The 25554-nt window shown below is 50.3% G+C and carries 37 protein-coding genes and 1 tRNA gene; 12 read left to right on the top strand and 26 right to left on the bottom strand.

What is annotated here, in order from left to right:
* Positions 1-237: 237 nt before the first annotated feature.
* Positions 238-945, top strand: a complete 708-nt coding sequence (locus tag ACO0LN_RS11675; RefSeq protein WP_422973890.1) for an SDR family oxidoreductase — start codon at positions 238-240, stop codon at positions 943-945.
* A gap of 90 nt (positions 946-1035) precedes the next feature.
* Complete coding sequence (locus tag ACO0LN_RS11680) at positions 1036-1581, top strand: hypothetical protein (RefSeq protein ID WP_422973892.1); 546 nt, start codon at positions 1036-1038, stop codon at positions 1579-1581.
* A gap of 2 nt (positions 1582-1583) precedes the next feature.
* On the opposite strand, the gene ACO0LN_RS11685 is transcribed toward ACO0LN_RS11680, so the two are convergent.
* Together ACO0LN_RS11685 and ACO0LN_RS11690 are read right to left on the bottom strand one after the other, a co-directional pair.
* Positions 1584-2339: an SDR family oxidoreductase gene (locus ACO0LN_RS11685; protein WP_422973894.1), complete on the bottom strand. Its 756-nt coding sequence runs from the start codon at positions 2337-2339 to the stop codon at positions 1584-1586.
* A gap of 195 nt (positions 2340-2534) precedes the next feature.
* Positions 2535-4445 (bottom strand): ATP-binding cassette domain-containing protein, encoded by a 1911-nt coding sequence (locus ACO0LN_RS11690; protein WP_422973896.1) that lies wholly within the window; start codon positions 4443-4445, stop codon positions 2535-2537.
* Positions 4446-4620: 175 nt separating this feature from the next.
* On the opposite strand from ACO0LN_RS11690, the gene ACO0LN_RS11695 reads away from it, so the two are divergent.
* From ACO0LN_RS11695 to ACO0LN_RS11705, 3 genes are all read left to right on the top strand, one after another.
* Positions 4621-4695 (top strand) — tRNA-Arg (locus tag ACO0LN_RS11695).
* Positions 4696-4859: 164 nt separating this feature from the next.
* Positions 4860-5447: a hypothetical protein gene (locus ACO0LN_RS11700; RefSeq protein ID WP_422973898.1), complete on the top strand. Its 588-nt coding sequence runs from the start codon at positions 4860-4862 to the stop codon at positions 5445-5447.
* An 18-nt stretch (positions 5448-5465) separates the two neighbouring features.
* A complete protein-coding gene (locus ACO0LN_RS11705) occupies positions 5466-5876 on the top strand; it encodes a site-specific integrase (protein ID WP_422974359.1) in 411 nt (136 codons plus the stop codon).
* Here ACO0LN_RS11705 and ACO0LN_RS11710 read toward each other — a convergent pair.
* The 12 genes from ACO0LN_RS11710 to ACO0LN_RS11765 all read right to left on the bottom strand — a co-directional run bounded on the left by ACO0LN_RS11710 (position 5873) and on the right by ACO0LN_RS11765 (position 11235).
* Positions 5873-6145 carry a hypothetical protein gene (locus ACO0LN_RS11710; RefSeq protein ID WP_422973900.1) on the bottom strand — a complete coding sequence of 91 codons (273 nt, stop codon included), beginning with the start codon at positions 6143-6145 and terminating at the stop codon, positions 5873-5875. The genes ACO0LN_RS11705 and ACO0LN_RS11710 overlap by 4 nt on opposite strands.
* Before the next feature lie 274 nt (positions 6146-6419).
* On the bottom strand, positions 6420-6575 hold the full coding sequence (locus ACO0LN_RS11715; RefSeq protein WP_422973902.1) for a hypothetical protein: 156 nt from the start codon (positions 6573-6575) through the stop codon (positions 6420-6422).
* Positions 6572-6718, bottom strand: coding sequence for a hypothetical protein (locus tag ACO0LN_RS11720; RefSeq protein WP_186957211.1), 147 nt, complete (start codon positions 6716-6718; stop codon positions 6572-6574). Before ACO0LN_RS11720 ends, ACO0LN_RS11715 begins: the two co-directional genes overlap by 4 nt.
* Positions 6719-6736: 18 nt before the next feature.
* Positions 6737-9415: a toprim domain-containing protein gene (locus ACO0LN_RS11725; protein ID WP_422973904.1), complete on the bottom strand. Its 2679-nt coding sequence runs from the start codon at positions 9413-9415 to the stop codon at positions 6737-6739.
* Positions 9415-9660, bottom strand: a complete 246-nt coding sequence (locus tag ACO0LN_RS11730; protein WP_422973906.1) for a hypothetical protein — start codon at positions 9658-9660, stop codon at positions 9415-9417. The genes ACO0LN_RS11725 and ACO0LN_RS11730 overlap by 1 nt, the downstream gene beginning before the upstream one ends.
* Positions 9661-9666: 6 nt before the next feature.
* Positions 9667-9909, bottom strand: a complete 243-nt coding sequence (locus ACO0LN_RS11735; protein WP_422973908.1) for a hypothetical protein — start codon at positions 9907-9909, stop codon at positions 9667-9669.
* A gap of 17 nt (positions 9910-9926) precedes the next feature.
* The gene (locus tag ACO0LN_RS11740; RefSeq protein WP_422973910.1) at positions 9927-10118 is read right to left on the bottom strand and encodes a hypothetical protein; all 192 of its coding nucleotides are present in this window, start codon (positions 10116-10118) and stop codon (positions 9927-9929) included.
* Complete coding sequence (locus ACO0LN_RS11745) at positions 10105-10275, bottom strand: hypothetical protein (protein ID WP_422973912.1); 171 nt, start codon at positions 10273-10275, stop codon at positions 10105-10107. The genes ACO0LN_RS11740 and ACO0LN_RS11745 overlap by 14 nt, the downstream gene beginning before the upstream one ends.
* A 2-nt stretch (positions 10276-10277) precedes the next feature.
* Positions 10278-10433 carry a hypothetical protein gene (locus ACO0LN_RS11750; protein ID WP_422973914.1) on the bottom strand — a complete coding sequence of 52 codons (156 nt, stop codon included), beginning with the start codon at positions 10431-10433 and terminating at the stop codon, positions 10278-10280.
* Between the two features lie 91 nt (positions 10434-10524).
* Entirely contained in the window at positions 10525-10785 is a 261-nt protein-coding gene (locus ACO0LN_RS11755) for an ogr/Delta-like zinc finger family protein (RefSeq protein WP_422973916.1), read from the bottom strand.
* A complete protein-coding gene (locus ACO0LN_RS11760) occupies positions 10782-10985 on the bottom strand; it encodes a hypothetical protein (RefSeq protein WP_422973918.1) in 204 nt (67 codons plus the stop codon). The genes ACO0LN_RS11755 and ACO0LN_RS11760 overlap by 4 nt, the downstream gene beginning before the upstream one ends.
* Before the next feature lie 61 nt (positions 10986-11046).
* Positions 11047-11235 carry a hypothetical protein gene (locus ACO0LN_RS11765; protein WP_422973920.1) on the bottom strand — a complete coding sequence of 63 codons (189 nt, stop codon included), beginning with the start codon at positions 11233-11235 and terminating at the stop codon, positions 11047-11049.
* Between the two features lie 278 nt (positions 11236-11513).
* Here ACO0LN_RS11765 and ACO0LN_RS11770 point away from each other — a divergent pair, with 278 nt between their 5' ends.
* From ACO0LN_RS11770 to ACO0LN_RS11790, 5 genes are read left to right on the top strand one after another with little or no spacing between them, the layout of a single operon-like run.
* On the top strand, positions 11514-11951 hold the full coding sequence (locus tag ACO0LN_RS11770; protein ID WP_422973922.1) for a helix-turn-helix domain-containing protein: 438 nt from the start codon (positions 11514-11516) through the stop codon (positions 11949-11951).
* Positions 11952-12494, top strand: coding sequence for a hypothetical protein (locus tag ACO0LN_RS11775; RefSeq protein ID WP_422973924.1), 543 nt, complete (start codon positions 11952-11954; stop codon positions 12492-12494).
* Positions 12481-12774 carry a hypothetical protein gene (locus ACO0LN_RS11780; protein WP_422973926.1) on the top strand — a complete coding sequence of 98 codons (294 nt, stop codon included), beginning with the start codon at positions 12481-12483 and terminating at the stop codon, positions 12772-12774. The genes ACO0LN_RS11775 and ACO0LN_RS11780 overlap by 14 nt, the downstream gene beginning before the upstream one ends.
* Before the next feature lie 13 nt (positions 12775-12787).
* Complete coding sequence (locus ACO0LN_RS11785; RefSeq protein ID WP_422973928.1) at positions 12788-13504, top strand: hypothetical protein; 717 nt, start codon at positions 12788-12790, stop codon at positions 13502-13504.
* Positions 13505-13529: 25 nt separating this feature from the next.
* The gene (locus ACO0LN_RS11790) at positions 13530-13787 is read left to right on the top strand and encodes a hypothetical protein (RefSeq protein ID WP_422973930.1); all 258 of its coding nucleotides are present in this window, start codon (positions 13530-13532) and stop codon (positions 13785-13787) included.
* Positions 13788-13809: 22 nt separating this feature from the next.
* On the opposite strand, the gene ACO0LN_RS11795 is transcribed toward ACO0LN_RS11790, so the two are convergent.
* From ACO0LN_RS11795 to ACO0LN_RS11840, 10 genes are all read right to left on the bottom strand, one after another.
* A complete protein-coding gene (locus ACO0LN_RS11795; protein ID WP_422973932.1) occupies positions 13810-14097 on the bottom strand; it encodes a hypothetical protein in 288 nt (95 codons plus the stop codon).
* A 55-nt stretch (positions 14098-14152) separates the two neighbouring features.
* On the bottom strand, positions 14153-16138 hold the full coding sequence (locus ACO0LN_RS11800) for a methyl-accepting chemotaxis protein (protein ID WP_422973934.1): 1986 nt from the start codon (positions 16136-16138) through the stop codon (positions 14153-14155).
* A 328-nt stretch (positions 16139-16466) separates the two neighbouring features.
* The gene (locus ACO0LN_RS11805) at positions 16467-17132 is read right to left on the bottom strand and encodes a contractile injection system protein, VgrG/Pvc8 family (RefSeq protein WP_422974361.1); all 666 of its coding nucleotides are present in this window, start codon (positions 17130-17132) and stop codon (positions 16467-16469) included.
* Complete coding sequence (locus tag ACO0LN_RS11810) at positions 17081-17404, bottom strand: phage tail assembly protein (RefSeq protein ID WP_422973936.1); 324 nt, start codon at positions 17402-17404, stop codon at positions 17081-17083. Before ACO0LN_RS11810 ends, ACO0LN_RS11805 begins: the two co-directional genes overlap by 52 nt.
* Positions 17405-17466: 62 nt before the next feature.
* A complete protein-coding gene (locus tag ACO0LN_RS11815) occupies positions 17467-17766 on the bottom strand; it encodes a phage major tail tube protein (RefSeq protein ID WP_422973938.1) in 300 nt (99 codons plus the stop codon).
* A 40-nt stretch (positions 17767-17806) separates the two neighbouring features.
* The gene (locus tag ACO0LN_RS11820; RefSeq protein ID WP_422973940.1) at positions 17807-20356 is read right to left on the bottom strand and encodes a DUF4815 domain-containing protein; all 2550 of its coding nucleotides are present in this window, start codon (positions 20354-20356) and stop codon (positions 17807-17809) included.
* An 11-nt stretch (positions 20357-20367) separates the two neighbouring features.
* Entirely contained in the window at positions 20368-20865 is a 498-nt protein-coding gene (locus tag ACO0LN_RS11825) for a hypothetical protein (protein ID WP_422973942.1), read from the bottom strand.
* A gap of 12 nt (positions 20866-20877) precedes the next feature.
* A complete protein-coding gene (locus tag ACO0LN_RS11830; RefSeq protein WP_422973944.1) occupies positions 20878-21810 on the bottom strand; it encodes a phage tail protein in 933 nt (310 codons plus the stop codon).
* Positions 21807-22646, bottom strand: coding sequence for a baseplate assembly protein (locus ACO0LN_RS11835; RefSeq protein ID WP_422973946.1), 840 nt, complete (start codon positions 22644-22646; stop codon positions 21807-21809). The genes ACO0LN_RS11830 and ACO0LN_RS11835 overlap by 4 nt, the downstream gene beginning before the upstream one ends.
* Positions 22643-23053, bottom strand: a complete 411-nt coding sequence (locus ACO0LN_RS11840) for a phage baseplate assembly protein V (protein WP_422973948.1) — start codon at positions 23051-23053, stop codon at positions 22643-22645. Before ACO0LN_RS11840 ends, ACO0LN_RS11835 begins: the two co-directional genes overlap by 4 nt.
* A gap of 476 nt (positions 23054-23529) precedes the next feature.
* Between ACO0LN_RS11840 and ACO0LN_RS11845 the strand changes: the two genes are divergently transcribed.
* Entirely contained in the window at positions 23530-23700 is a 171-nt protein-coding gene (locus ACO0LN_RS11845) for a hypothetical protein (RefSeq protein ID WP_422973950.1), read from the top strand.
* Between the two features lie 223 nt (positions 23701-23923).
* A complete protein-coding gene (locus ACO0LN_RS11850) occupies positions 23924-24406 on the top strand; it encodes a hypothetical protein (protein WP_422973951.1) in 483 nt (160 codons plus the stop codon).
* On the opposite strand, the gene ACO0LN_RS11855 is transcribed toward ACO0LN_RS11850, so the two are convergent.
* Positions 24403-25035 carry a phage antirepressor N-terminal domain-containing protein gene (locus ACO0LN_RS11855; protein WP_422973953.1) on the bottom strand — a complete coding sequence of 211 codons (633 nt, stop codon included), beginning with the start codon at positions 25033-25035 and terminating at the stop codon, positions 24403-24405. The genes ACO0LN_RS11850 and ACO0LN_RS11855 overlap by 4 nt on opposite strands.
* A 251-nt stretch (positions 25036-25286) precedes the next feature.
* On the bottom strand, positions 25287-25535 hold the full coding sequence (locus tag ACO0LN_RS11860; protein WP_422973955.1) for a hypothetical protein: 249 nt from the start codon (positions 25533-25535) through the stop codon (positions 25287-25289).
* Positions 25536-25554: the final 19 nt, after the last annotated feature.

Genomic DNA, 25554 nt, shown 5'->3' on the forward strand with positions numbered 1-25554 from the left:
AACATTCTTTGATCAGTTTTTTTACAAAGAGCATTTGAAATTTATTTAAATGATGATTGACATCTAAAAATATGACGATCATAATCTAATTAACTTGATTGATTTCAAGCGGGGAAAAAGCAAGTTTTTGACGGTCTGGCTTGCAACACTATCCAATCAAACTGATTTATCAAGCTTGGTTACCAAACTTAGCGGTCAAACTTAGTTATCAAACTCATTCATCAAAAAGGATTAATCATGGAACTCAAGAATACTGTCGCCTTCGTTACTGGTGCTAACCGTGGTTTAGGTCTGGCATTTGCCAAGGCCTTGCTGGATGCGGGCGTCAAAAAAGTCTATGCGGCGGCCAGGAACCCTGAGCAAATTACTCTGCCCGGTCTCCATCCCATACAGCTGGATGTCACAGATCAGCAGCAGGTGCTGGCAGCAGCCCAGGCATGTGGCGACGTGAACCTGCTCATCAACAATGCAGGCATTGCCCAGCCGTCACCATTTCTTGCCAGCGATAGCGTGGCTGCCATACGTACACAGTTCGACACCAATTTCTTTGGCATGCTGGCAATGAGCCAGGCTTTTGCCCCTGTGTTGAAAGCCAATGGTGGCGGTGCACTGGTCAATATGCTCTCGGTCCTGAGCTGGATTAATCTGGCTGGCATCAATGGTTACAGCGCATCCAAGGCCGCAGCCTGGTCATTGACCAACGGTTTGCGCAATGAATTGCGGGCGCAGGGTACGCTGGTAGTTGGCGTACATGCGGCCTTCATCGATACCGATATGACGCAACACCTGGCCATGCCAAAATCTACTCCACAGCAAGTCGCCCTGCAGGTAATGGAGGCAATAGCAGAGGGCAGGGAAGAAGTGTTTGCCGATGAGATTACGCGCCAGGTCAAGCGGGCTCTGTCGCTGGACTCTGCACCCTATCTGCGTGAGGGCGGACAATAAAATTCAGCGATGTGAATCAGCGCAGCAATGCAATAAAAGCCTTTGCCGGGTTATGATGCAAAATTCCCAATCCGGTAAAAGGACGTGCCCGTGTCTGGACTTATCCGTAATTTCCTGACGGTCATACTGGCCCTGTTTGCTTACCGCATAGTCCGCTGCCGCGCTACTGCAGGTGACCGTGTTACTTCGTATTTCTGGATCACGCCATGGGACACTGGCATCAGGACGTTGAAGAGTGACAAATACTTCCAGTTCGCAGAATCTGCTCAACTGGACTTTGTCATCAAAACCGCTTTGTTGCGCCCCATGCTGAGTAGCGGAACGGCTTTTGTGAATGTATCGCAACTGGCCAGTTTCATGAAACCCATGCACATTTTCCAGAGAGTGCGGGTAGAGACGCGCATCATGTTTGTAGATGAAAAATGCGCATATTTTTCACATGCATTCTACGCAAGTGATGCGCTACATGTTGAGCCACATGCTGAGCTACTGGTCAAAATGAAATTCAAGCGCGGGCGCTTAACAGTAAAACCATTTGAATTGCTGGGCTTGCGCTTTGAAGAGCCACCTGCACAATTGCTGGCCTGGGAGCAGGCGCTGGCAGCAATGACATCAGTACGAAACGCATCTCAATAAAATTACCGCCCGCCAGACACATCAACAAAACTGCCAGTGATATAAGAAGCCGCATCACTCAACAAAAAACTGATGGCAGAGGCCACTTCTTCAGGTGCGCCGCCGCGCAGCATGGGGACATTGGTTTTTAGTCTTTCTACCCGGTTCGCCTCGCCTCCATCTGCATGCATGGTGGTGTGTATCAAACCAGGCCGCACGCTGTTGACACGTATGCCTTCAGCAGCCACCTCCACCGACAAGCCCTTGGTCAGCGTATCTATTGCGCCCTTGGTCGCTGCATAATCAATGTATTCAAAGGCTGAACCAAGGCGCGCAGCGGCTGAAGAGACATTGACGATGGCACCGCCTTTGCCACCATGCCTGGTTGACATGCGTTTCACCGCTTCGCGGCAGCATAGAAAATAACTGGTGACATTGGTACTGAGCAGGCGGTTGATGCGCTCTGCCGTCAAGTCTTCCAGGCGGCATTGCTGCATGAGTATGCCAGCATTATTGACCAGCGCATCGAGCTTGCCGAGCCGCGCATCTATTTCATTGAACAGGCGTACGACCTCTGTTTCAATGGCAACATCAGCTTGCATGGCAATCGCCGTACCGCCTTGCGCCTCTATCTCTTGCACGACTTGCTGTGCCGCTTCATGATTGTGCAGGTAGTTGATGCAGACGACGTAACCGGCAGCGGCCAGTTGCTTTGCCGTAGCAGCACCTATGCCGCGGCTACCACCTGTGACCAATGCTATTTTGGCGGTTTTTGTCATGACGACTCCTTCTTAAATTATCCATCAAGAACGCATAAAATATATCATCCAGCTATGGTAACCGGGATGAAAAATCTTCGCTGACAGAGTGGACTTAGAGCGGGAAAGGAGTTGGGAGGGGGAGGTGGTGCGCTTGGCGCACCCTACTGAAATGCATCCCTTGCAGTTGCGAGGGATGCTGTGCGCTGTGGACAATTAACCTTTACTACGTGCTTCTATCACTTCCCATTTTTCCAGTGCTTCGAGTAATTGCTCGTCAATCTCAGCATGACGGGCATTCAAGAGATTGGCTTGTTCCGGGCCGTTTTTATACAGATTGGCATCGGCCAGTTTTTCGGTGATGGAAGCCTGCTCGGCTTCCAGAGAAGCGATCAGCTTGGGCAATTCTTCCAGTTCACGCTGCTCTTTGTAGCTGAGCTTTTTCGGCTTGGCTGCTGCCGGTGCACTCATGGTCGATACTGCTGCCACGGTCGGTTTTTGCTCGGTCTTCGCTGCTTTGGTGACTGGCACTGTGCTGCGATAGCGTTCCCAGTCGGTATAGCCACCAATAAATTCACGCCACTGTCCTTCGCCTTCAGCAACGATAACCTGAGTCACCACATTGTCGAGGAAGGTGCGGTCATGGCTGACCAGGAAAACGGTGCCAGTATATTCTTCCAGCAATTCTTCGAGCAACTCCAGGGTGTCGATATCCAGATCATTAGTCGGTTCATCCAGCACCAGCGCGTTGGCTGGCTTGGCAAACAGGCGGGCCAGCAACAGGCGGTTGCGTTCACCACCTGAGAGTGATTTAACCGGAGAACGTGCGCGTTCAGGGGCGAACAAAAAGTCACCCAGATAAGACATCACATGCTTGCGCTGACCATTCACTTCTACCCAGTCACTACCTGGGGCGATTGTGTCCGCCAGGCTGGCTTCTTCATTCAATTGCGCACGCATTTGATCAAAGTAAGCGATCTGCAATTTGCTGCCTTGCTTGATGGTGCCACTGTCCGGTTCATCCTGCCCCAAAATCAGTTTCAGCAAGGTAGTTTTACCGGCACCATTTTGACCGATGAGACCAACCTTGTCGCCACGCAAAATAATGCTGGAGAAATCATCGATGATGACCTTCTCGCCAAAGCGCTTGCTGACGTTTTCCAGTTCTGCCACGATCTTTCCTGAGCGTTCACCAGAGCCTACATCCAGTTTGACCTGGCCTTGCTGTTCACGGCGGGCGCTACGTTGCAGGCGCAATTGTTCCAGGCGCTTGACGCGGCCTTCATCACGCACGCGGCGGGCTTTGACGCCTTTGCGTATCCAGATTTCTTCCTGCGCCAAAAACTTGTCAAACTTGGCGTTTTCCACTTCTTCATTTTCCAGCAAGTCTGCCTTGCGGGTCTGGTAAGTCGTGAAATTGCCAGGGAAAGAAGTCAGCTTGCCGCGATCCAGTTCTATGATGCGGGTCGCTACATTATCCAGAAAGCTACGGTCATGGGTGATGAACAGCACGCTTCCTTTAAAGTCTTTCAGCAAAGCTTCCAGCCATTGTATCGATGAAAAATCCAGGTGATTGGTTGGTTCATCAAGCAGCAGGACATCCGGTGCGCTGACCAAAGCACAGGCCAGTGCCACGCGCTTTTTCATACCGCCCGACAGTGTGCCCATGATCGCGTCTTTTGACAGGTTCAGCTTGTCCAGCGTGGTTTCTACCTTGTTACCCAGGCTCCAGGCATCAGCCGCATCCAGTTTTACCTGTATGTCATGCATGCGCTCCATCAGGGCATCATCATTGTCACCGCCAAACTGGCCAGTCAGTGCTTCATATTCCTGCAACAGGGCTGGCAGCTCACCCAGACCGGATGCCACAGCGTCGAATACGCTGAGTTCCATGTCAAATTGCGGTTCCTGCTCAACATAGGCGATTTGTATGCCTTGCTGCATGACCAGCAAGCCGTCATCAATCTTGGACGTGCGGGCAATGATCTTCAGCAAAGAAGATTTGCCAGTACCATTGCGCCCGATCAGACCTACACGTTCGCCTGCCTCTATGGAAAACTCTGCATGATCTAGCAGAGCAACGTGACCGAATGCCAATTGGGCATCGCTTAATGAGATAACTGCCATAAAACCCTGTGGAACCGGCATCATGGAGATGCGCGGACATAAATTGGAGAAAAGCAGTATTGTACGCTAGGGGGCACCTAAACTCATCTGCTGAATTGATTGTTGGCCCAAGCTCAGGTAAGATGGCGGGCTGATTGAGAAATGCACAAGCAAAACTTGCCATTTCTCACCGTGTCTCGCCGTAGTTCAATGGATAGAACGTATGCCTCCTAAGCGTAAGATACAGGTTCGATTCCTGTCGGCGGGACCAGGCACCTAAATGCGAATTCTCGCAAATCATCGTAAAGCCAAGCGTAGCAAGGCTCTCCAGCCGATTGGCACACTTTCAAAAACATCGAAACCCCGTAAAAAACAGTAAATTTCTGCTAGTATCTCCCCACGATTTACCCACCAATTACCCACGGGAGATAGAGTTTGGCTAGTTTTGAAAAAAGGGCTTCGGGCTGGCGTGCGCAAGTTTATGTCAAAGGCACAAGAGATTCACAAGTTTTTGCTACAAAAAGCCAGGCGATAGCGTGGGCAGCTATTCGTGAAACCGAATTACGTAATAATATTGCAACTGGTATAGTTGATGGAAAAACACTAGATCATGCATGCCGTCGATATGAAAAAGAAGTTTCTGTTCATAAACGCGGCCATGAATGGGAAGTAAAACGCCTTAACTGGATGTGTGAATATAAGATTGATGGCGTCAAACTGGGAGATAGAGAGCTGGCCCAGGTGACTGCTGATCTCTTAGGGCGCTTCCGCGATCAGCGTTTAAAAGGCACTGAAGAATGGCGGGCAGTAACCGGCGCGTCATTTAACCGGGACCTGAACTTGCTAAGTCATGTCTTACGGACTGCGGCCAGAGAATGGAAATGGATACCGGAAAGCCCGACAAAAGACGTCCGCCGGCCAAAAAATGCTTTACCACGTGACAGATTGATCAGCCAGGATGAAATTGATAGGCTTTGTGTCAACCTCGATTTTCACTTTCAGCCAGTCACTAAAAAAACATAAGCGGTCGGTGCTGCATTCATATTTGCTATTGAGACAGCGATGCGTGAATCAGAAATCTGTAGTTTGACTGCAGAAGACATTAATGGCGCTGTCGCTCATCTGCGGTTGACAAAAAATGGATCAAAGCGGGATGTACCACTGTCAAAAAAAGCGCTTGAAGTATTGTCTTGCCTACCTAAGCCAGAGTCAAAAGAGGCACCTTTATTCATGCTAACGGCCGCCAGTTTGAGTACATTATTCCGACGAGCGCGGGACCAGTGTCTGGTCGAAGGTTTAAATTTTCACGATACCCGGCATGAAGCTATAACGCGCCTGGCTAAGAAACTAAACGTTCTTGATCTGGCGCGTATGGTTGGGCACAAAGATTTGAGAATGCTGCAGATTTACTACAATGAAACAGCCGCCAATATGGCGGCTCGCTTGGATTAGGCACGGCGTTCTTGGTACTTCAATGTCCAAGCTATAACATCTGTTGCCTTATATAGTGGTTGGGCTCTGTTACCTTTGGCGGACGGCAATCTAATTGCTGGTGGGAAGTCTGGCAGACAAGCAAACCGTTCTCTAACAGATGTCACATCGCGCTTCATGTATGAAGCAATGGTGGCAATATCCCAAAGATCAATATTTAAGGGAACTGTTGGCTTGATGCGCTCTGCTACTGCTGCTGCCAGTCGTTCGATAATGTCTACATCGCTCATGGATTATTCCTAATTTGGTTATTCATATTTACTTCGATGCTGAGTAATGCTTGTAATTTTCGTGACACTTTTGAATTCATGTCAAATTTTCACTTTGGCAAAAAACCATTGTCAGCCAATGCGCGGGCAAGCTGATTGCCTGCACTCAAGGTAAGTTCTACATCAGTAGCACCTGGCAACGTCAAGCAAAAATTTGCCAAAGAGTCAGAGCGCAAAAAGACAGCCAATGCCCGCGCCTCTGCCTCATTCATATACGATATCAGCTTAATTATCCTCATATTTCCCCCATCGATTCAGCCACAATTGCGGCTACTGTTTCAGCATCGATACCCAACAGCCGGGCAACTTCATCAAAGCGGGCCGCGTTGGCCCTGTCTGGTGCGTAGGTAATGGCGAACTCCTGCAAAATGCGATGTTTAGGCACAATCATTTTTCACCTCGCCATGGTTTCACTGTGACGCCACATGCACCGAAAAAGTCATAGGCCGCGCCAAAGACAGCGCAGGCGTCCTGGGCAATGGCGATGTATTCATACTTGCTTGTGACCGTTCTTACATAGACTTGAAAGCTCATATTTCGTCCTTTCTTTGGTTATTTTTCATTCTGGAAAATCCAGCATTTCACTGATGTGGAAGGGGTGGCCATGGGCGATTGCGTACTGCGGATCACGCTGTTGACAACCCGGTTTGTTTCTACAAATTTGCGGCGACTGCTGGTCATCAGCACCTTTTTCAGGTCGCGCAATGGCGGCACTTGCTGACGTTTCTCTGTTGCCACCTGCAGAAAATGGTTAAGATTGACTGCGATCAGGTTAGGGTCACGCGAATGATTCAAGATCGACATATCCCCGTTATCCAGATAATCAAACGCCTCCCAGAATTCCTGCACCAGCACATGGTCACTGTTGATAACCTGCTGACGTTCCTCGACCATGGTCACGATTTGGGCTTTCAATGCCACCTGCTGCGATTCAGGCAGCTTTACCACCAGCGCCAGGGCATCAGCCAGGGCCAGCATTTGTGCGTGGGTTTCCACCAGGCGCGGCATCTTGATATTTTTGTTTTGGCGCAGCTCTTTTAGATACATAGGGGTATTGGTACCCACCAGCTCCATGATGGCTTTCTCGCGCTTGGTAGCGGCCAGAATGAAGCCCGACACCTGTTCCACAGACATATACTTCAACTTATCGGCCGCCTCGCCAGACGCGGCTGTCTGCGTCGAACGGTCAAAATACAAATGCACAATCCGCGACAAAATCGCCTCAGACGCATTCACCGGGTTGTTTTGCGATATCACGATCGATCCACGGAAAGGCGGCTCGTATGTCTCATTGCCACCGGTCGCCATGCCCCTGGCACGCATGCTGCGGCCGTTGTAAGCCGTCTTCAGCTCGTCCCAATCAAATGACTTCACATGGCTTTTATCTTCACCCATGCGTTCGCGGTCAGATTCAATCAGCACTACCGGCAGGCAAGACACTTGCCCAAAATTACGCGCCCGTGCAGCCAGGCTAGACTTTGCCGGGTCGAAGCCCTCGTACCCATTGCGGCCGAACAGCTTCCACAGAAATTCAATCAAGGTTGATTTGCCGGCTCCGGCTTCGCCCACTACTTCAAGGAAAGGGTAAGACGATTGCTTAGACCTGATCTGCTCCGCAAACAGTGATCCAAACCAAAAGGTGAGGGCGACCAGGCCCTTGGCACCAAAGGCCGTCCAAATCAGTTCCAGCCAATCGGTGCGGTATTCATGACGGTCGCGGTTAATGGTCAGATTGACAGACTTATTCAATGACTTGATCGACAGCTTGCCGATATCAAAGAAATCCTCGCTGTTCACCTCATTCAAAACGCCGTCTTTCATCGCCACATCACCCAGCACATAGCAACCATGCTCAAGGCTGTAGCCGATGTAATCGATGGTATCCACACGCTTGATGTTGTAAAGCTGGTCCGCAAGAATCCGCTTTAACTGGTTGCTGCTGCCGTTATACATAGCGCCCCCAGCCATACCCAGCAAGCGCTTGTTGAACTCCGCAGAGCATGCAATTTGAGATGCAGTAAACGTGTTCTTCACCGGCTTGCCGTCATGCGGGAATGACACACGGAAGTAATACCAGCTCTCGTTTGTAATCAGGTTTTCCTGAAAATACAAAGCCTTCGGCAAGCAATTGGCAATTTCATAGACCGTGCTCGATGTCACCAGCGCCTGGTCGCGCAAGGCATACTCAGACAAGCTTTTTGAATCCTCGCTGTTGTCCTGCTGCTCCCTGGCCTTGTTATAGCGTTCCAGATCGAGGCGAAACCAAAACAGACGATTACCAAAATCAAAATAAAATTCTGTTTGGTCGCCTTCATGCTTGTAGATCAGCAAGGCTTTTTCAGACGGAGTACGGGTAAGCAGCAAGTCACCGTGATAGCGGTATTCCTCTATGTCCTTCTCAGTCAGTGCTTCACGTTGGTGGGCATCGTTCCAGTCCAGCTTATTCTTGCCGTTCTGTGGTATCTGCGCTGCCACGCATTCCCAGCCTGCGGCCCTGGCTTTTTCTACGTGCTTCCTGGTATAGCTGCGCCCGGCATTGTCACCGTCCAGCGCCCAAACAAGGCGGCAATCCATGTTGCCACGCGAGGCGGCCAGGTTGCGCAAGGCCTCCTCCGGGTAGTTATTGCAACTACCCAGGGCAACTGCCGGGATATCATGGTGCATCAGCGCCAGGGCATCAAAAACGCCTTCAACGATCCATATTTCCTTCTTGTCTTGAATGACAACAGGGTCAGGCCTCCACCACAGGCCCAGGTATTTGGTACCAAACTTGAAATGCGCCTTTTTCTTGCCGAATCGGTAAGGCTGGTCGATGATCCTTTCCCAATAGCCATTCGCAAACGGAAAGCGCACGGTGCCGCTGCCTATCTTCAATTCCTGATCAAAGTAATACTCTTGCGTATACATGCCCTGGACCTTCGCCAGTGCAAAGCCCCGGCCATGCTGCATATACGCATCAGCGGCAGCGTTCGGGTTTGGCTTTTCTGGCGTGGGCTTGTAACGCTCAGACCAGTTATCAAACAGATCCGGGTACAGGTCTTTGACGTGTCTGGTTTCACCGCAATTGTTCAGGCGGCCACAGCGAATCACCCAGGGGTGCTCTGCATTCGTGTACAGCTCTTTCTTCTGGCAGGCCGGGCAGATGCCACCGCGCAGCATGCCGTTTTGCTCTGGCTTGAACTTGAATTCAACCAGGCGCTGCAGGATTTCGTGACGAAGCGATTCATCCATTACGCGCCCGCCTTGCTGTTCGCTGAATCCAAGTTTTGAATTACGGACTTAACTCCAAACATAAGCGCGCACAGACCGCCCCAAAGCTCTGCTTGTTCGGGATCATATCCATTAACCTTATCCATCATTTCTTGCAGCATTTCTTTTAACGGCTGCAGCTCGCTGGGGTACATGTAGGCGGTCAAGAACACAATGGGCTGCTGTTCGCGGTCTGACAGGTTTATAGTGGTAGATGTGGTATTCATAGTCATTCAATCAAAGTCACCGCTTGCGCGGCGTTTAAAATCGGTTACAGCAGCCTTGCCGGGCTGTGTCTGGCCTTTTCTTGCTGCAGGCTTTCCAAACAGGTGCGGCGGTACCCGGTCACGCCAGCAATGCGCCACCATGGCAAGGCTGTGGCGCATCAGTGGCGGCAACTGTTCAAAAGGCACCGTGATGCGTAGCGCTTCATGTACCTTGCGCAGCTCGTCATCTGTGGTCGTTGGTATAGGCATGATTTTTTGTGACGCCGTCACGAAAATTTGTGCTGGTTTTCAATCAGCAACTGGCGGCCTTCTTCCAGCAAACGCACATTGCGGGAATACTCCTGCTCCATTTCCACATCCTCCAGGCGTTCAGATACAACCTGCAGGCGTTCGTTTTCAGCAATTCCCAGCCTGATGGCACCCAACAGCGCGACATACACCTGATTAGGAAATTTCATTGCGTTGCCCCCTCAAAAAATTGAATTTCCGTTCTCTTTCACGGTCGCGGTATTCCTTGGCGCGCTGGGCTGCAGTCTTGGTATTGGGCTTGCGTGGGCGGCCCCTGCCAGGCTTATTAAAAATGTCGCGTGTAAAGTCATCACCAGGCTGTTTCATGCTCACCACTCCCCGGCAAGGCCGCCAAGATCGTGGATAACTTCCCCGATCAGACTGCGGTTATACAAACGGCTCATCATTGGGCCGCGACGGGATGACGCCAGCAGCTTGTGTATCTCTCGCGCCAATACAAAACGGGATGCAAATGTCAAACGCATGTAGGCCTCCAAAAGTTTTAGGTAAAAAAAGTCCCTCACGCCTGAAAAAAGGCATGTTGGCTACTGCAATAGTGGTTCTGCTAGATCAGCGTCACCCGACTGATAAATTCAGCGATAGCTGATTCAAGGCCGACTGTCGGGCATGCCTTGAAATTGGAATTCTGACCTTGTAGTCAGGCGTGGCTGATAAAGACAAGGTGCGTAATACTTCCAGGCCAGCGACGAACACATGGCCGCATTCCTCGTTATTACAGCGGTAGGTGATTTCCTTCAGCATGGGCGACATAGTGCGGCTTTTAATGGCCCGCACACGCTGTGCGCAATGAGGGCAAGGCATACCAATTACTCTCATTCCGTGGTCCTTTCTAAATCTTCAAGCGAAACTAAACTCATTGCACGACCACGTCCGGTCATTGCCTTCATGCTCTGGCGTATAAAGCGCTTTGCCAAAAATTGGGCTGTTTCCTCAAGATCACTTAGCCCCCACTGGACGCGCATTCTCTCAAGCATTTCTAATTCGTCTTCCGTGAAATCGGCATCTAATGAAGGCATGTTCTTGTTTTCGTCAACTTAAAAGTGCTTAAGAGTGGCTAATCAGTGTCTGTCAAAGTATTTACTTTGCCGCTAACATTTGCTTGCAATTTTGATTAAGCAAAGCAGCTTCACGGAGCACCAGTTCGCGCAAGAACGCGGACGGCTGTTCGCCCTGATATTCCGCCATAGCGGTGATCAGCGCGAACTCATAATCATCAAAACGAAGCATCAGCTTGTTGGCCTTGATGCGTTTTTTGTCTGCATACATGGTCGTATCCTGTCTGTGCTGGTTACTTGGACGTGAGCTGGCGTACATATTCCTTCAGACCAAGAAGGTATGTAACGCGGAGGAAAGAAGCAACGGAGCGTTGCTCGGCCAGAGCGTAAGCTACAGCCTGGTCGTATTCCTCTTTAGAAAGACTGATTGGGGTGCGGATTGCCCCTTTTATTTGGGCGGCGCGACGGAATGATGTGTGAGTGTCAAGAGACATGATGTATCATTGTGTTACGTTAGTGGTAACGTGATAATAGTGAAGATTTATTCATATGTCAAATGTTTTTAGTGAAGTTTTATTCACCATAGGGGCAAGATTAGCCGAAGAGCGTGACCGCTTAGGTTATTCACAGAAGGCCTTAGCAGCAATTTTAGAAAAAACATCTCGAACTCAAATTAAATACGAGCTGGGCGAGACTACCCCGGATGCTGCATATCTCAGTAGCCTGGACAAGCTTGGTGCGGACATTTACTACATCATCACCGGCAAGCGATCCTCAAACAAAATTGAAAAAGATGAGCTGGAAGTTATTGAGGGCTATCGCAAACTTGATATTAGGGGCAAAGCAGGCGTGCTCGGAATGATCAGCGGCATGGTCCCTGCAACTACCGAACCAAAAATACAAAACGTATTCCATGGTGGTGTGGGGCAAACTGTTCAAGGCAATGTCACGACACCGCAGACATTTATTTTCGGTAAGGATAAATAGATGCGGGAATTTATATCTGCTGTAGCATTCATATTATCGTTTGCTTCAGTAGGGGGGATGATTTTTGGCCTGATTTCTCCTAATAAAATAGCGGAAAAAGACAAGCCCATTCCTACAAGGAAAAGCATATTTTTCTCATTCACTCTTGTAGCATTGATCTTATCCGGCATTGGATATGTGGTTTCGCCAAGCGATGACACAGCAACTGTTTCCCAGCAGGACGCAGACGCAGCCAAGTTGCAGAAATCTCATGCTGAAGTCAACACCAATGTCTCTGCATCAACCAAAGCAAAGCCGGTTTTTTTAAACGTACCAATGGCTGACAGCGAAAAAAAATTCGTTCAAGACGCAGTGTGCATTGATGACAGTGCCTGCTATGGAAACAAAAGTTTTGAGCGAGACATCTATAAAGAATTTCCAGAATTAAAAGTATTGCATCCACGTATTAAAGAAGCTAGCCGGACGGATAGTGCAGGTTTTAAAAATCAGTTTCATGAAATATTGCGTGGCCTATATTTTGCAAAAAAAAATGAAACTGGCTAACGGCCAAAACCTATATGATTTTCTTATCCAATGTAGTGGCCCGTGGGATATTAATAACAGAGCTGAATTTGATTTTGATAGCAAGCAAAATCAATCCTATTTTTACCTACAGTATTTTCCTAAGCTGCGGAAAACTGTCGATAGTCAGCCTATCGAATTAAATCTTGTTTTTGATCGTCGTGGCGAAACTTTAGTGCCAAATAGCATGGCCTTCTCTACCCACGTCTTGAACAGCAAAGATTTTTTAAATAAGCACGGTTTGAAATGCTGGAACGATTGAGTGTAGATTTGTGATGACAGAGAATAATGAATTTAGAGGTAATGTTGGTCAGGTTGTTATGGGTGATTCAACGGCTGGGCCATCACTCAATAATGTGTTGAACTTGAACATGGGTGAGAAAGAAGAAAAATTTCTCACCAAGATGCAGCGCACTGAGATCAATAAAAAAGTAAAAGAACTGGAAGCGATTTCTGGTATCAATTGGAAAGTTTTTTACCGAGAATTACTTAACAAATTTGGTGCCGCAGTCATGGATGAATTCTTGCGTAGCAAATTCAATGAGGCTTGTGATCACCTTGACTCAAGAATTGCTGAATATTCCGGGGCTAACATGAAAAATGACCAGCCAGAAACTCAAGAACCACCCCTTATTTCTATTGCAACTGCATCGTCACAAATTCAAATTAAAGAAATTCCTTGTGAAACGTGCCATGAGAATACGCAGTCACTGAAGAAAGCCCACTTCAAGATATTGGTGCTGTTCGGTTTGATGGTATTAATGATTGTTACTGAAGCCGTTTTCTTGACTTTTATGGCACCTGCTAAAGCAAGCCAAGAAAAAGCAGCAATTGAGCACGTTGCAGATCAAAACTGCCATTTTGATGGTAAAGCGCAGTCAATAGGCAGCACGGTAAGAATGGCAGATGGCATTGTGAGGCAATGCATGGATGCGCCAGGTGATGCGCCTTCGTACTGGGATATTCCACAGAAACCGAAAAATAACCATTAAAGCCAAATGAAAATGAGGTGATGCTATGAAAAGAACGGGAACAGTCGCATTAATCAATGCAAGCCGAGGTATGGTTGCTATTGCCACGGCAGACGATGCTTACACAATTATTGAATTGCTGTCAGATTTTGAACTAAATATCGGCGACGAAGTGTCCTGGTCAAACGGATATGGATTAGGTCACGAGGTCTATAGAAATATTGATACGCAGTGCAGTGAAGAGGTGTATGTACAAAATCATAGCGTTAGTCAAGACTGTTTGCGCGATCAACTGCTCTTCTAAATTGCAGCCCTTAAGATAACTATCAAAATTTACTGATTTGCCCGGCGCTGGAAAGTATCGCTTCGATTTTCGGAAAAGAGAAACTTTTCATATCAGGGTGAGCCTGCTTCAGGATACCGATAATTGCTGACAAGGTTCTGCGATTCCCGTCTTTACCAACGGGCGAGTGGTCAGGTCTGACATTCATACATTTCCAACCCGGCAGGCGATAACGCGCCGCTAATCGCTCTTGAGCGGGCTTAAGTAAAAGGGGACGATAGTGAAATCTGGCATCAAAATAGAAAACGGGGTGTGGGGTCAGGTCTAACATTCCAACATATTTAACCCTGCGGGCAATTAGGCGATTGCTAATTGCCCTACCTGGGCTAATTTAAAGCAGGCATAACTTTAAATACGCGTACTGCATGCACTAGCGTTTGCGCCTGTTCTTCCATGTCCTTAGCACCGGCTGCAGCTTGTTCAACCAAGGCAGCATTCTGTTGAGTCATCTCATCCATTTGTGCAACTGCCTGATTGATTTGTGCTATTCCGGAGCTTTGTTCACGGCTACTATCGCTGATTTCTGCAATGATGGTGGCTACCCGGTCAACCGCATCAACGACTTCAGTCATTGTCCTGCCAGTTTCTATCACCAGGCGATGACCTGCATCGACTTTTTCAACCGAATCATCAATCAAGATTTTGATTTCCTTGGCAGCGCTTGCAGAACGTTGTGCCAGATTACGCACCTCAGTAGCAACTACAGCAAAGCCGCGCCCTTGTTCGCCAGCACGGGCCGCCTCAACAGCGGCGTTTAACGCCAGGATATTGGTTTGAAAGGCGATACCGTCGATCACAGAAATAATATCGACAATCTTGCGAGAACTGGTTTGGATAGAGTCCATCGTATCGATCACCTGGGTCACGACCGCGCCACCTTTTGCCGCAATTTCAGACGTGGCTACAACCAGATTGTTGGCGTTTTCAGCGCTTTCTGAATTTTTCTGTACTGTCCCTGTCAGTTCATGCATTGACGCCGCAGTTTCTTCCAGTGAGCTGGCTTGCGATTCTGTGCGGGCAGACAAGTCGGCATTGCCGCTAGCAATTTCTTTGGACGATTGCGCTATCGATGCGGTATTGCCTCGTACTTGATGGACTACGCTAGTCAATCCGCGGCCAATCTCATTAATCGATTGCATCAATTGACCTATTTCATCAACGCGTGTCACGTTCAGCGAGACGGTCAAATCCCCACTTGCCAAACGCATAGCCGCAGCATTCACCTCTTGCAGCGGATGACTCAAGCGGCGGCGCATGGTGTAGTACAGAACTCCCCCCATAATCAGAAGAACGACGATCGTCAAGCCGCTGATCATGTTCATGAAACTTGTTGATTCACGTGTGAATTCATCGGTATATACGCCACCAGCGATTAGCCAATTCCAGTTTTTGTTGGTTCTGTAGGCAACCATTTTTTCACGTACTTCTGTTTCCCCTAATTCCTTATTAATCCAAGGATAGTGGATGATGCCTTCTTTTTTCTCCAACATTTCTTTGATGAACTCGCGGCCGTCTGCATCTTTTGACGCGAGCACATTCTGTCCCTCTTTGCTAGGATGTAGTGTCAGCAGACCATAATCGCTGCCTTCCTTGGAATTAATCGCATAAAAATAGCCGGTCTCGCCAATTTTTAAGGGACGTATCTGTTCTTTGATGCGCTTTGCCGATTCTGTGAAGTCAGAGCCTACAAACAGAATACCGATGACCTTGCCGTCTGAGGACTTTACAGGATCATATTGGGTAACAAACTGCCTACCAAAAAGAACGGCATTACCAACGTAGCTTTTGCCTTCAATAACGTTTTTATAGGCTGCACCATTTTTATCTAAACTGGTGCCAATGGCGCGTTCCCCATTTTCTTTTTTTAGCGATGTGGAAATACGAACAAAGTCATCTTTTTGCCGCACAAAAATGGTTGCAACTCCACCAGTTTGGGCTGTGAACAGGTCTGGTGTCTTGAAATTCATATTCAAGACATTGCCGCTGGTTGACATGGTGGCAGCAGGGGTGCCATTGATGTCAACGGTCGTAGCTTCGTCTACAGAAAAGTCATCAGCAAAATTACTTTTGAAAATTCTGGAAAATACTCCAATTTGCGCTTTTTGATCTCGGTCAAAGCTATCAATCATTTCGGCGATTAAATTTGTTCGCGCTATCAAATCGGCTGAGACTTGCCGCTCTACTTGTTTTGAAAGATTGAAATTGATTAGCGTGATGAACGAAACCAGCATTAATGAAACCAGAAAAAAAATGGTGAGAGTCAGTTTTGCACCAACACTCCAGCTTTTGATACTGCGAAATTGAAATCTCATTTTGTCCCCGTTTTTAGTGGCAAATAACCAAGTATCGGTGTTTGTGCCGGAGAACCAATCAGTGCTGATTCTTCCTTTATTTTTTATCTAATTTTGCTGCGTTGCGTCAATGATGCTTGCAGGAATGTTGATATTACACAATAATTAGATGGACAGAAGAAGGTTATCCACAATTACCTACGACTTTACAAGAATTGACTTTTTTTTGTGACAGAGCAATAGGTTAAGACAAACTGTTTTATATACGCGCCTTTTCGGGCAGCTACAGGAATATTTAATGGACGCGTTAATAAAGCGTAAGCTTTAGCAAAGCGCTGTTAGCATAGCATCAATTTTCGGCGTTATTGCGTACACCGACGTTACTATTTTCTTGTTCCTTCCTCGTCTCCATCTCCAACTGTGTAATAAACCCCTGCACCGTAACGCTGTGCGTGGTTTTGACGATGATCCAGCCCGTATCCCCGATAGGTGCTTTTAGGCTGGGGATGCGTACTCCCATCATGGGCGTAATGTCTGGCCTGCCCAGGGCCAGGCTAAATTGCAGGGTGGCTTTGCCTCGCTTCACCCGGTTCATTTCTGCCTTGGCTGCTTGCTCTGCCGCCTCTTGATTGGGGTAGGTGTGGCGCAGGCGTTTTGGGTTGTCGTCTTCGCCTATCAGTTCGCTTTTTTCTTTGGCGTCGTTGGGGTCGTGCCATTGGGCGCGCACGCCGCTGTAGGCGTCACGGCTGGCGGTGTGGTAGCGGTGTTTGTCGCCCTCGCGGCGTTCCAGGGTGATGGTGGGCAGGCTTTCGCCTTTGCTGTTGCTGCCTTCATCAATGGGCAAGAACAGCAGGGCGTCTTTTTTGACGGTGGCCACCGCATCAAAGCGTTTGCCCAGCCGGTTTAAAAAATTGATGTCTGACTCATTGGTCTGGTCTATGTGGTCTATGACTTTGGCGTCTTCTACTCTTTTTGGTATGCCATGCGGTCCGCTTTCTTGACCAAAAAAAGCGATACCTCCGAGCCGATTTCTACCAGGTCAGCCACGTCCAGATTAGCCACGTCCTGCGCCGTCAAAATAGGGGTGGTGATACGCGGTAACACTTGCTGCAGGGCTGCGACGTTCATCTGGCCCAGCTCGACTAGCGACACGCCGCGCAGCTCGCCTGCCTTGGGCTTGCGCAGGGTGATGCTGGTGATAGTGGTGTCACCGCGCTTGATAGGTTCGTCCAGAGTGATGGTTTTGCTGTTGATGATGATTACTTCATTGCTGTTTGCTGTTGTCATGGTGATACTTTCTTAAACGTTGGTTAAAAAAAGGCTTGTTTGTTAATTTGTTTTTGCCTGCCTCACATGCCTATTGCTGCGCGCAGCTCGGCGCGGCGATCAATACCGCCGACTATCTCAACGCCGTTGATAAAGTCGATTTCTATGATGTCCTGGCCGTTGATAATCAGCTTGTAATAGCTGCAGGTGGTTTTGTATTTCTGGTCGCTCTTGTCGGCCATCTTGGCGCTGCCCATTTCGATTTCTTTATGGCGGCCGCGTACGACGATTTCCACGGCCGTGACTTCTGCGGTGTCATCGTTCTGGTAAGCACCGGCAAAGCGCAATTGCACGGCGTTGTGAGTGACAGCACCATATTGCAAGAGCGCATCGACCAGCAGGCCGCCTGCTGTCCAGTCGAATTCAATTTTTTCTGTGTGGTAGCACGCCCACGGTGTAGGGCTGGCTGGCTACCCATTGGCCCTTGTGGTCGTCATACTTGCCCAGCTCGGCAATGCTGGCGGCCGTGGTGGCATCGTCACACAAAATAACCAGCGCATAGTCCACGCCGCCAGTCAGCGAAACAGGATAATCAAAGCTGATACGGGTAGCCTGGCCGTCCACATTGATGGCTGCGGCTGAGATGCGCGCCTGGGCAATGACTTTCTGGTTAGGTATGCCGGTGCTGGTTTCCCGTATCTGCACGGCCAGCAAAGAATTGCCCTTGGCCGTGAACCACAGGTCCAGCCCGGCAATCTGCCTATCAGCAGCCAGTGTAAAAGTCTGCGCCAGCGGGTCAGCCTTCAGGAAAGTCACCCAGCCAGAAGCATGCACGGTCACCAGTTGTTTAACATCCTGAATTTCTACGCCGGTGCCGCTGTATATCGCCACGCCAAAGCTACCGGCACTGCCGACAAATTCCACGCGCTTGCTACCTGCAGGCACCTTGGCCGGTATCGTAAACGTGCCGGTGATGGTGCCGGGTGTTGGTGTTGCCAGATTGCCCGGTACCACGGCTATGCCATCAAAGCGCAAGCTCTGGATGGTTTCGCCTGCTTCAAAACCCTTCACGGTAAAGCTGACACTGATTTGACGGATGTATTCAGCTGCCTTGCTCACATGGCTGATGTCGCGGGTGATTTCATTGGTGGTGTCGTAGGCTTCGCCGTTTTCAACGATCCACAGGCCCACGCGGCGGGTAATGTTTTCTGTGATGGTTTCAGTGGTTGGGCTGTTCCATTGGGTGTCAACGTCCGTCCAGCGGTCTATTGCCGGGGTCAGGGTTACATCAGATGGCAACGGGTCGAAAGCATCGTAGGGATTGATTTTCATGCTGCCGGTGCGCCATGGCTGTTCCAGCAGCGTGACCGGGTTGAATGGCAGCGTTTGCGGCGCGGCCAGGCTGATGGATAGCAAATTAGGTTGCACAGAGACAGGCAAGGTCAGCTCACCGCCAAAGATGGCGGCGGTTTGGGGCAAGCCCTGGTCACGCACGCTGTCAGATATAAACGGATCTACCAGCAAGCCGCGCTTCGCCGTGGCATCGCGCAATTGGGTGCTGGATTCAAGGCGCTGTTGTGCTACCAGCTCGGTCAACGTATCAAGGCGTTTGCTGTAGGCGGCGAGTGTGTCCATAGGAACCACGCGCACGCTGTCTATCATTACTGTGCGCGATCCTGCGCGCCAGTTTTGCAAGACAGATGCCAGCGGCGAGAGATTAGCCGGGACACTTGGCGGCCGTGGGTTGCGGTCTGCGGCCACGCCAGACAGCCAGACCAGCGCACCGGCGCTGTCCATGCACAAGCGGTCTATGCGTGGCAGCATGCGGTTATAGCTGATCAGGATAGCTGTGCCAGCCATCGCGCCGGTAACGGTGCAGCCGTCAGCATCAATGGCGCTGGCTGGCACCGTTGCCAAATATTGATAGGTGACTTGGTAGGTGCTGCCGGGTGCTGGTTCTGCACCTGGTAAAGACCAGTCAATCTGCTGGGCGGTGAATTTCCAGTCCACGTCCTTGGTGTAGGTTGTAGCTCCTTGTTTGACTGACAGCACGACCAGTACAGAACCATCTTCCAGCGGGTCCAGCGCGCCGGTGAAGCCGCCGTGTGCCACATCTATGGTTTTTTGTGCTGTGATGGTCACATGCGTGACATTCGCAGCCGGTGCACGATCAAAGTTCACGCGCTGGGCGGCTGGCCCGGTGGATTGGTGCGGCTCGTTCTCGATGTAGCGCAAGTCAGGGACGACAGCGCGCACCAGGCGGCGGCTAGTGGGCAGTTCCACAGCAAAACCGGATACCCTTGCGCGGCCTTCACTGACGGTATAGACCTGTTCACCAGTTGGCAAATTATCTGCTGCGGTGACGTTCAAACCATTGACGACATACGAACCGCCGGACGAATCACGGTCATAGCGGGCCAGGGCTTGCGTTACGCCATCGAGCTGGGGCGGTGGTTCTTTGCTGCGTACTGTGCCGTCTTCTACCGTATAGACCGGGTAAAAATCACCAGGCTGGCCGTCACCAGCAAAGCCCCAGGCAAGCAGCTTTTGCAGGCGGCCTGCACCGGCTTTGTCAAAGCCACGGGTATTTTGTGCGCGGTTGCGTAGTGTGGGGTCTTCCAGCTCAGTGATGATATGCGGTTGCAGATACACGCCCACGATGACGATACCGACCACGGCAATAGAAAGCGTTGCAGGCGCTATGCCGCGTACTGCGCCATCCACATACAGCGCGCCAGATTCGCAGGTTGTTGCGCCTGTGGTGGCGTTGACGACGATACGGGCGTCACGGATGACCGCGCCATCTGCCAGCAATACATCGGCCACGCCTTTAATGCGGGCTTGCAGCAGGCTTTGTGTTTCGTTCAGTTCGTCTGACTGGATGACATGGTCAGCGCGATACAGCACCGTATCAAACTGCTTTGCAGCGTCGTGCCGGTTCAAGTAGCCAGCTAAATTAATATTTTTATCCATAGATATCGTGCTTAGAAAGGCAAAACGTAGCGATAGACTTGCTCAGTCGCGCCGGAACGTATCAGGCGCGGGATGTGGTCCAGCATGTACAGGCGGCCAGGTGCTGTGATTTGCGCCGGTGTGAAATAGCGTTGCCCGGCGGGCAGGCCTGCGGCCACTTCGGTGCCGACGAACAAGCCCAGCTCGCGTATGTCTTGCCCCGCGCCGTCGCCATAATCAAAGACAAATTCGACTAATACCCAGCGTGATGGCGTGTTGACGATGCGGTACAGGTCACCGCCTGGCACTTTGATGGTGTTGGCGGCGTTGGGGTCTGTCTCTGGTACCACGAATTGCTTTTGGCTTGCCACGCGGCGACCTATCTCGTCCACCAGGGCGGTGGCAGTGATGGTTTCAGAAGTGGGCGCGGCGTCCCATGCGGGCAAGCCATGCCCCCAGGCCAGGTGCAGCGGCCGGTTTTTAAATTGTTCGGCCAGCTCGATGCGGCCTTGGTCTTGCAGGACTGCCATGTCAGTGCCTTTCTATGGATTTGAAATTAAGGGGTAGCAGACGGCCCAGCCGCTGGCCCACTGGTCAGCCCAGCCATAAACAGGCAAGGCCGGGCTGGTGACGCTGGTGGTGGTTCCTGGTGCAATGGCGGTGACAGGTGCAGGCATGGCGCGCGCCATTGGCTCGGCGCAATAGGTTGCGTGGTGCGCGTTTCTCAATGGCTGCAAGGCGGGCTGATTCACCACACTGCTGGATAAATCGCTGATGCTGACGACACTGTTTAAGCGGATTTCACTATCCAGCACCCAGCTATCCAACTGCATCAAGGCATCGTCAACGATGGTGTTTAACTGGCGCGGGCGGTGGGCGGCAATGGGTACCAGTGCCGGTGCTGCATTGACTAGGCCGGTATGCGTTTCACCGAACGACAGCTTGACGCCATCAGTTGCCGGGTCACCAGACCAGATGCCAGAATCATCGTCAAACAAGCATTGATCAAAGGCGGTGGCATCAAAGCGGCCAGCGCGTAAATCAAGGCCATGGTATAGGCGATAAAAACGGCTGTGTGCGGGTATTGATGCATTCACCACCTGGCGTATACGTGCCAGATCCAGCGCGGCGGCTGTGGTGCCTGGGTCGATGTGTATTAAGAATTCATCTTCTTCTATTGCAACCTGGTCATACCCCAACCAAGACAAGGCGCGCACTACACTGGCGGCGCTGCCGCGTTCCAGCAGCCAGGGCAAGCCAGCGGCGATCAGCTCGGCATTGCTGGCAAAGTGCAGCGAGAATTGAGACAAATTCCATTCAGCGGCAAGCCAGGGCTGGAAGGCGGCGGGCATGGTGCTGGAAATGTTAGCCGGGGAGTCTGCAGCCGTGTCCAGATCCGCACGCGGGGCGATGCGTACAAGATTGCGTTCTAGTTCGCTGGCGTTGGGTGGCAGCAGTAAAGCCAAGTCAGTCATGCTACACCGCCATCTGTCAAGGTGATGGCGCCAGCGATGGCGTATTCATCGGCGGCCAGCACGGTATTGCTTGCGGGTTGGCCTGCGATCGGGAATTCCACCCGGCTGATACCTGGTTGCTGTAGTTGTGCGGTTACCCAGGACAGCGGGACACTGCGGCCCAGGCTGGCATAAGTGGCAAGCGAAGCGGTAAAAGAGGCGGTAATTTTTGTGACGATATCTGCGGGCGCGCTGGCTTCACGCCACAGTGTTGCGGTGACATTCAAGAACACTGGGCGCGCCACGGCCACGCTGACAGGCACGCCCAGCGGGCGGGCGTTGGGTGCGTTCATGGCTGCCAGGACGGTGGCGTTGGTGGCTTGCGCCTGGCTGGCATCGATCAGCCACAGCACCACGGCAATGCTGCCGGGTGTAGAGCTGGTGACGTTGGCGTCGCGCACGTTCTGGCTGGCAGAGAGGGCAAGCAGGCGGTATTGCTCTGCCGTGCCATTGCCAGCCAGGGCGGCAATGCGCAACTGTATGCGGTTGCGGTAACGCTCATCTGCTTCGCCTTGCATGCGTACCAGGTTATAGAACGCGCCTTTGTGATCCAGGTCTGTGCCAGTCGCAAAGGCCAGCAGGTTGGCGCGGGCTGCATCGTTGATGCGGCCGCGCAAAAGCATTTCGCGGTAAGCAAAGGCTTCTACCTGCTTGACCAGGGGTTCAGACGGCAAGGCCAGCACATTGGCGGCACTTGGCTGGCGTTGCAGCAAGTCTTGTTTGTGGACGGTGACCAGGGCTTCAAAGTCCAACTCTTCGATGACTGCAGGCGGTGGCAGCTTGGTTAAATCAATCATGCTTTCACCGTGACAGGCAAAGACAGACTAAACGCCTTGGATGCTCGCACCAGTTGGCCTTTTAGACCAATGATGACTTTGCCGGGCTGGTCTGTGCGGTACTCTGTGCGGGTGTTGTCTGGGTTGGTGTCTGGTGCTGGGTTGTGGTTGCTGGCAATGCCTGGCAAAACCACGCCGCCCGCGAATTCACCAGAGGGTGAAAGCAAAACGCATTGCTCGCCCACCGTAGGCGGGTTCCATGTCTTTGTTTTGCCAGCGCGAGCCGTTGCCATTGGCAAGAAGCCGGTTTTAATATCGCCAATTTGCAGGCGCACTTGCGGTACGCGGCCGTGCTTTACTTCAGCAATGGTGCCAAAGCGGACTAGATTTTGCAGGCGGCGGGAGAGGTCGGCAAGTGTGAATTCCATGCCGTCTATGGTGACGTGACCGGGCTAGCCAGTCACGCGGGGAGGGGTTGCTAAGCGGCTTAGTAACTCAGCGGCGTTTACGCGTGCGCGAGGGGTGTGAGATATTTTGAGGTAACATGCGTACGAATACGCGGGGCTATTCGTACCTACGCGGGCTCAAGATTTGCTTGTATTCTCTCTGTCTTGTCTGAGATGTATAAACAGTGTCACAGGCTCTTTTCCAGAAATAGTTTCTAAGTATTTTCCTTTTAAGATCGAGAACTCAAGATTTGTAATACCCTTCAATACTTCTGCTAATTTTTGAGCCGTTTCGCGGTTGCTATCAACATAATAGAATATGGTTGGAGTCTTTGAAAACCAATTATTTTCAGACTGAAAATGTGCTTTTTTAAGTTTTGCAAATGGATACTTTTCTAGTTCTTTACCAATTTCTGTAAATTGGTCCTTTGAGATACTTTTATCCGCGTAAACCCACCATGCAAACTACCACCAAACCCCTGACCACCAAAGAACGCCAGCTAGTAGAAGCCGCCCACCAGGCCGCCCTCGACAAGCTAAAAACCACCACTCACCCCGTCAAACGTCAGTGTCTGCTAGAAGAACTAACAGACTGGTGCGCCCTGCTGGGCTATCCAGCGCCAACCTAAAAACACCGTCGTCAACAGCGCCATCGCTGGCAAGTCGATGAAGTGCTACATCTTCAAAGCCCGGGGAAATGGAATGATTGAGGCGTAATGAATGGATTGGATTGTTGACGTTCCAATGTTGATATGATTACATCACCCAACAACAAACATTACGGTACACTAACGTTGCAAAATAAGCAGCATTAAAGAAGTTTTCAAGAAAATAAATTGGAGGACATCTGAAATGAATGAGCAGGAATTGAAAATAAAACAGTTTGAATTAGAGAGAGATAAATTCGAATTTGAAAAGAAGAAGATTGAATCTGAGAATCAATTTTTGAAAAAGCATCTAATCACAATATTGACTCTGATTATTTCGATTGCAACAACAGTTGCTACATTATTAGTTACAAATGCGCAGGTAACAGTTGCTCAAATTGGAAAAGATAGAGAATTAGGAATGCAAGAGCAACAAAAAAACCGTGAGCACAGCATTGAACTCGCAAAATTCATTGCTGCAAACAAATCAAGTATAAATGGAAGCAAAGAAGATAGAGAATTGTTTCGCTCAACTTTAATGGCTGCGTATCCAGATTTCTCTTCACGAGTGTTTAAAAATCTGGAAGTTGCAGCCGTAGATAATGGAGTTAAAAAGACTTGGAGTGATGGTTTAAAATTTTTGGAATCAAAGGATTTTGATAAATTAGAGATACACTTTGCCTCTTAATCTTCGATCAGCAGCGGTTTTTGTGCTTTGGGAAAGGCGAAAGCATCCAGTTCTGGTACGTCGGTGCCAAGCGCGTCGGACATCCTGCGCAGGTCTGAATACAGGCCGGCGCGGACTGCGGGGCTTTCGGTTTCTTCAATCTGGCGCATGATTTTGTATTTTTGCTGCTGCAAGGTCACTAGATCACGAGTTTTGAGATTCATCGGGGTATAGCCATCGGCGATGATAGGGGTCGGGTCGCGTGGGGCGAGCATTTGGATTTGTACTGCACCAGTCTTTTTGCCGCCTTTTGACCAGTGGTCCCAAAGCACATCGTCACATTCGTTTTGATAAAGGGTGATTTTGTCGCGGAGTTCTGGGGCGACTTTGTTGGGGCTGATGGTCATTAGCCAGGACGCAATTTTTCGGATAGGCAGGCAAACTGTCTCTTGATCCCCGCCTTGCGAAGGTATGGTCATGATGACCATACCCCATCTTTCTTTATCTGCAGCAAGTTTTCTGCGCTGTGTTGACCAGTCTAACCCCATGTTTTCGACGATAGGTTTCATCGGCACCATAGGCTCGTTGTCTTTATCAATCAGCTGCAGCTTATCTTTATGGAAGTCGACAGAAATAATCTGAGTTTGCATGTTCTTTCCTTTAATTAATTGGATTCGTTGTGCGCGCATAGAAAATAGTAAATTAGTTTGCAAAATATTACGAGACCGCGAAGAGCTGACGCAAATTGCACATTGTGAAATGTGGCAGTTGTTTGCGGCAGATCAGATCAAATCAGGTCAGACAGATGGTTCCAGGTGGTGAGGAGGCGTTGTTGTACGGGGGAGAGGAGGGCGTGGAGGCCTTGGGGGGCGAGGGGTTGTTCGCCTGCGGATTCGAGCAGTTACAGGAGCATGGTGAGGGCGCTGTCGGTGACGCCCATGTCGGCGTTGATGCGGTCTAGCTCGGTTAAGGCGTCGCAGATGCTGGCGAGGTCGTCGAGCAGGGTGTCAAAGCCCATGGCTTTGAGGGCGTCGATTTGCAGGCCGCGCAGGCGTTCAAAGCTGGCGCGCAGGTCTTGCAGTTTGGAAAAGGCAAAAGAGGGTTGTGATGATGCAGCTATTGCAGACGCAATAGGGGTATGAGCAGCCATGATGGCCTCCTGACGGAAT

It is taken from the genome of Undibacterium sp. TC9W (assembly GCF_049339865.1).
Lineage (GTDB): Bacteria > Pseudomonadota > Gammaproteobacteria > Burkholderiales > Burkholderiaceae_D > Undibacterium.

Coding starts and splice junctions, on each gene's coding strand:
- ACO0LN_RS11685 (WP_422973894.1), bottom strand. CDS start 2,339: ATGACAAAAACCGCCAAAATAGCATTGGTCACAGGTGGTAGCCGCGGC.
- ACO0LN_RS11735 (WP_422973908.1), bottom strand. CDS start 9,909: ATGCCTATACCAACGACCACAGATGACGAGCTGCGCAAGGTACATGAA.
- ACO0LN_RS11755 (WP_422973916.1), bottom strand. CDS start 10,785: ATGAGAGTAATTGGTATGCCTTGCCCTCATTGCGCACAGCGTGTGCGG.
- ACO0LN_RS11780 (WP_422973926.1), top strand. CDS start 12,481: ATGAAACTGGCTAACGGCCAAAACCTATATGATTTTCTTATCCAATGT.
- ACO0LN_RS11725 (WP_422973904.1), bottom strand. CDS start 9,415: ATGGATGAATCGCTTCGTCACGAAATCCTGCAGCGCCTGGTTGAATTC.
- ACO0LN_RS11790 (WP_422973930.1), top strand. CDS start 13,530: ATGAAAAGAACGGGAACAGTCGCATTAATCAATGCAAGCCGAGGTATG.
- ACO0LN_RS11795 (WP_422973932.1), bottom strand. CDS start 14,097: ATGTTAGACCTGACCCCACACCCCGTTTTCTATTTTGATGCCAGATTT.
- ACO0LN_RS11860 (WP_422973955.1), bottom strand. CDS start 25,535: ATGGCTGCTCATACCCCTATTGCGTCTGCAATAGCTGCATCATCACAA.
- ACO0LN_RS11715 (WP_422973902.1), bottom strand. CDS start 6,575: ATGATTGTGCCTAAACATCGCATTTTGCAGGAGTTCGCCATTACCTAC.
- ACO0LN_RS11730 (WP_422973906.1), bottom strand. CDS start 9,660: ATGAATACCACATCTACCACTATAAACCTGTCAGACCGCGAACAGCAG.
- ACO0LN_RS11775 (WP_422973924.1), top strand. CDS start 11,952: ATGCGGGAATTTATATCTGCTGTAGCATTCATATTATCGTTTGCTTCA.
- ACO0LN_RS11820 (WP_422973940.1), bottom strand. CDS start 20,356: ATGGATAAAAATATTAATTTAGCTGGCTACTTGAACCGGCACGACGCT.
- ACO0LN_RS11765 (WP_422973920.1), bottom strand. CDS start 11,235: ATGTATGCAGACAAAAAACGCATCAAGGCCAACAAGCTGATGCTTCGT.
- ACO0LN_RS11745 (WP_422973912.1), bottom strand. CDS start 10,275: ATGAAACAGCCTGGTGATGACTTTACACGCGACATTTTTAATAAGCCT.
- ACO0LN_RS11710 (WP_422973900.1), bottom strand. CDS start 6,145: ATGAGCGATGTAGACATTATCGAACGACTGGCAGCAGCAGTAGCAGAG.
- ACO0LN_RS11750 (WP_422973914.1), bottom strand. CDS start 10,433: ATGCGTTTGACATTTGCATCCCGTTTTGTATTGGCGCGAGAGATACAC.
- ACO0LN_RS11690 (WP_422973896.1), bottom strand. CDS start 4,445: ATGGCAGTTATCTCATTAAGCGATGCCCAATTGGCATTCGGTCACGTT.
- ACO0LN_RS11825 (WP_422973942.1), bottom strand. CDS start 20,865: ATGGCAGTCCTGCAAGACCAAGGCCGCATCGAGCTGGCCGAACAATTT.
- ACO0LN_RS11835 (WP_422973946.1), bottom strand. CDS start 22,646: ATGATTGATTTAACCAAGCTGCCACCGCCTGCAGTCATCGAAGAGTTG.
- ACO0LN_RS11760 (WP_422973918.1), bottom strand. CDS start 10,985: ATGCCTTCATTAGATGCCGATTTCACGGAAGACGAATTAGAAATGCTT.
- ACO0LN_RS11855 (WP_422973953.1), bottom strand. CDS start 25,035: ATGCAAACTCAGATTATTTCTGTCGACTTCCATAAAGATAAGCTGCAG.
- ACO0LN_RS11720 (WP_186957211.1), bottom strand. CDS start 6,718: ATGAGCTTTCAAGTCTATGTAAGAACGGTCACAAGCAAGTATGAATAC.
- ACO0LN_RS11800 (WP_422973934.1), bottom strand. CDS start 16,138: ATGAGATTTCAATTTCGCAGTATCAAAAGCTGGAGTGTTGGTGCAAAA.
- ACO0LN_RS11770 (WP_422973922.1), top strand. CDS start 11,514: ATGTCAAATGTTTTTAGTGAAGTTTTATTCACCATAGGGGCAAGATTA.
- ACO0LN_RS11785 (WP_422973928.1), top strand. CDS start 12,788: ATGACAGAGAATAATGAATTTAGAGGTAATGTTGGTCAGGTTGTTATG.
- ACO0LN_RS11675 (WP_422973890.1), top strand. CDS start 238: ATGGAACTCAAGAATACTGTCGCCTTCGTTACTGGTGCTAACCGTGGT.
- ACO0LN_RS11810 (WP_422973936.1), bottom strand. CDS start 17,404: ATGACAACAGCAAACAGCAATGAAGTAATCATCATCAACAGCAAAACC.
- ACO0LN_RS11830 (WP_422973944.1), bottom strand. CDS start 21,810: ATGACTGACTTGGCTTTACTGCTGCCACCCAACGCCAGCGAACTAGAA.
- ACO0LN_RS11740 (WP_422973910.1), bottom strand. CDS start 10,118: ATGAAATTTCCTAATCAGGTGTATGTCGCGCTGTTGGGTGCCATCAGG.
- ACO0LN_RS11845 (WP_422973950.1), top strand. CDS start 23,530: ATGCAAACTACCACCAAACCCCTGACCACCAAAGAACGCCAGCTAGTA.
- ACO0LN_RS11850 (WP_422973951.1), top strand. CDS start 23,924: ATGAATGAGCAGGAATTGAAAATAAAACAGTTTGAATTAGAGAGAGAT.
- ACO0LN_RS11840 (WP_422973948.1), bottom strand. CDS start 23,053: ATGGAATTCACACTTGCCGACCTCTCCCGCCGCCTGCAAAATCTAGTC.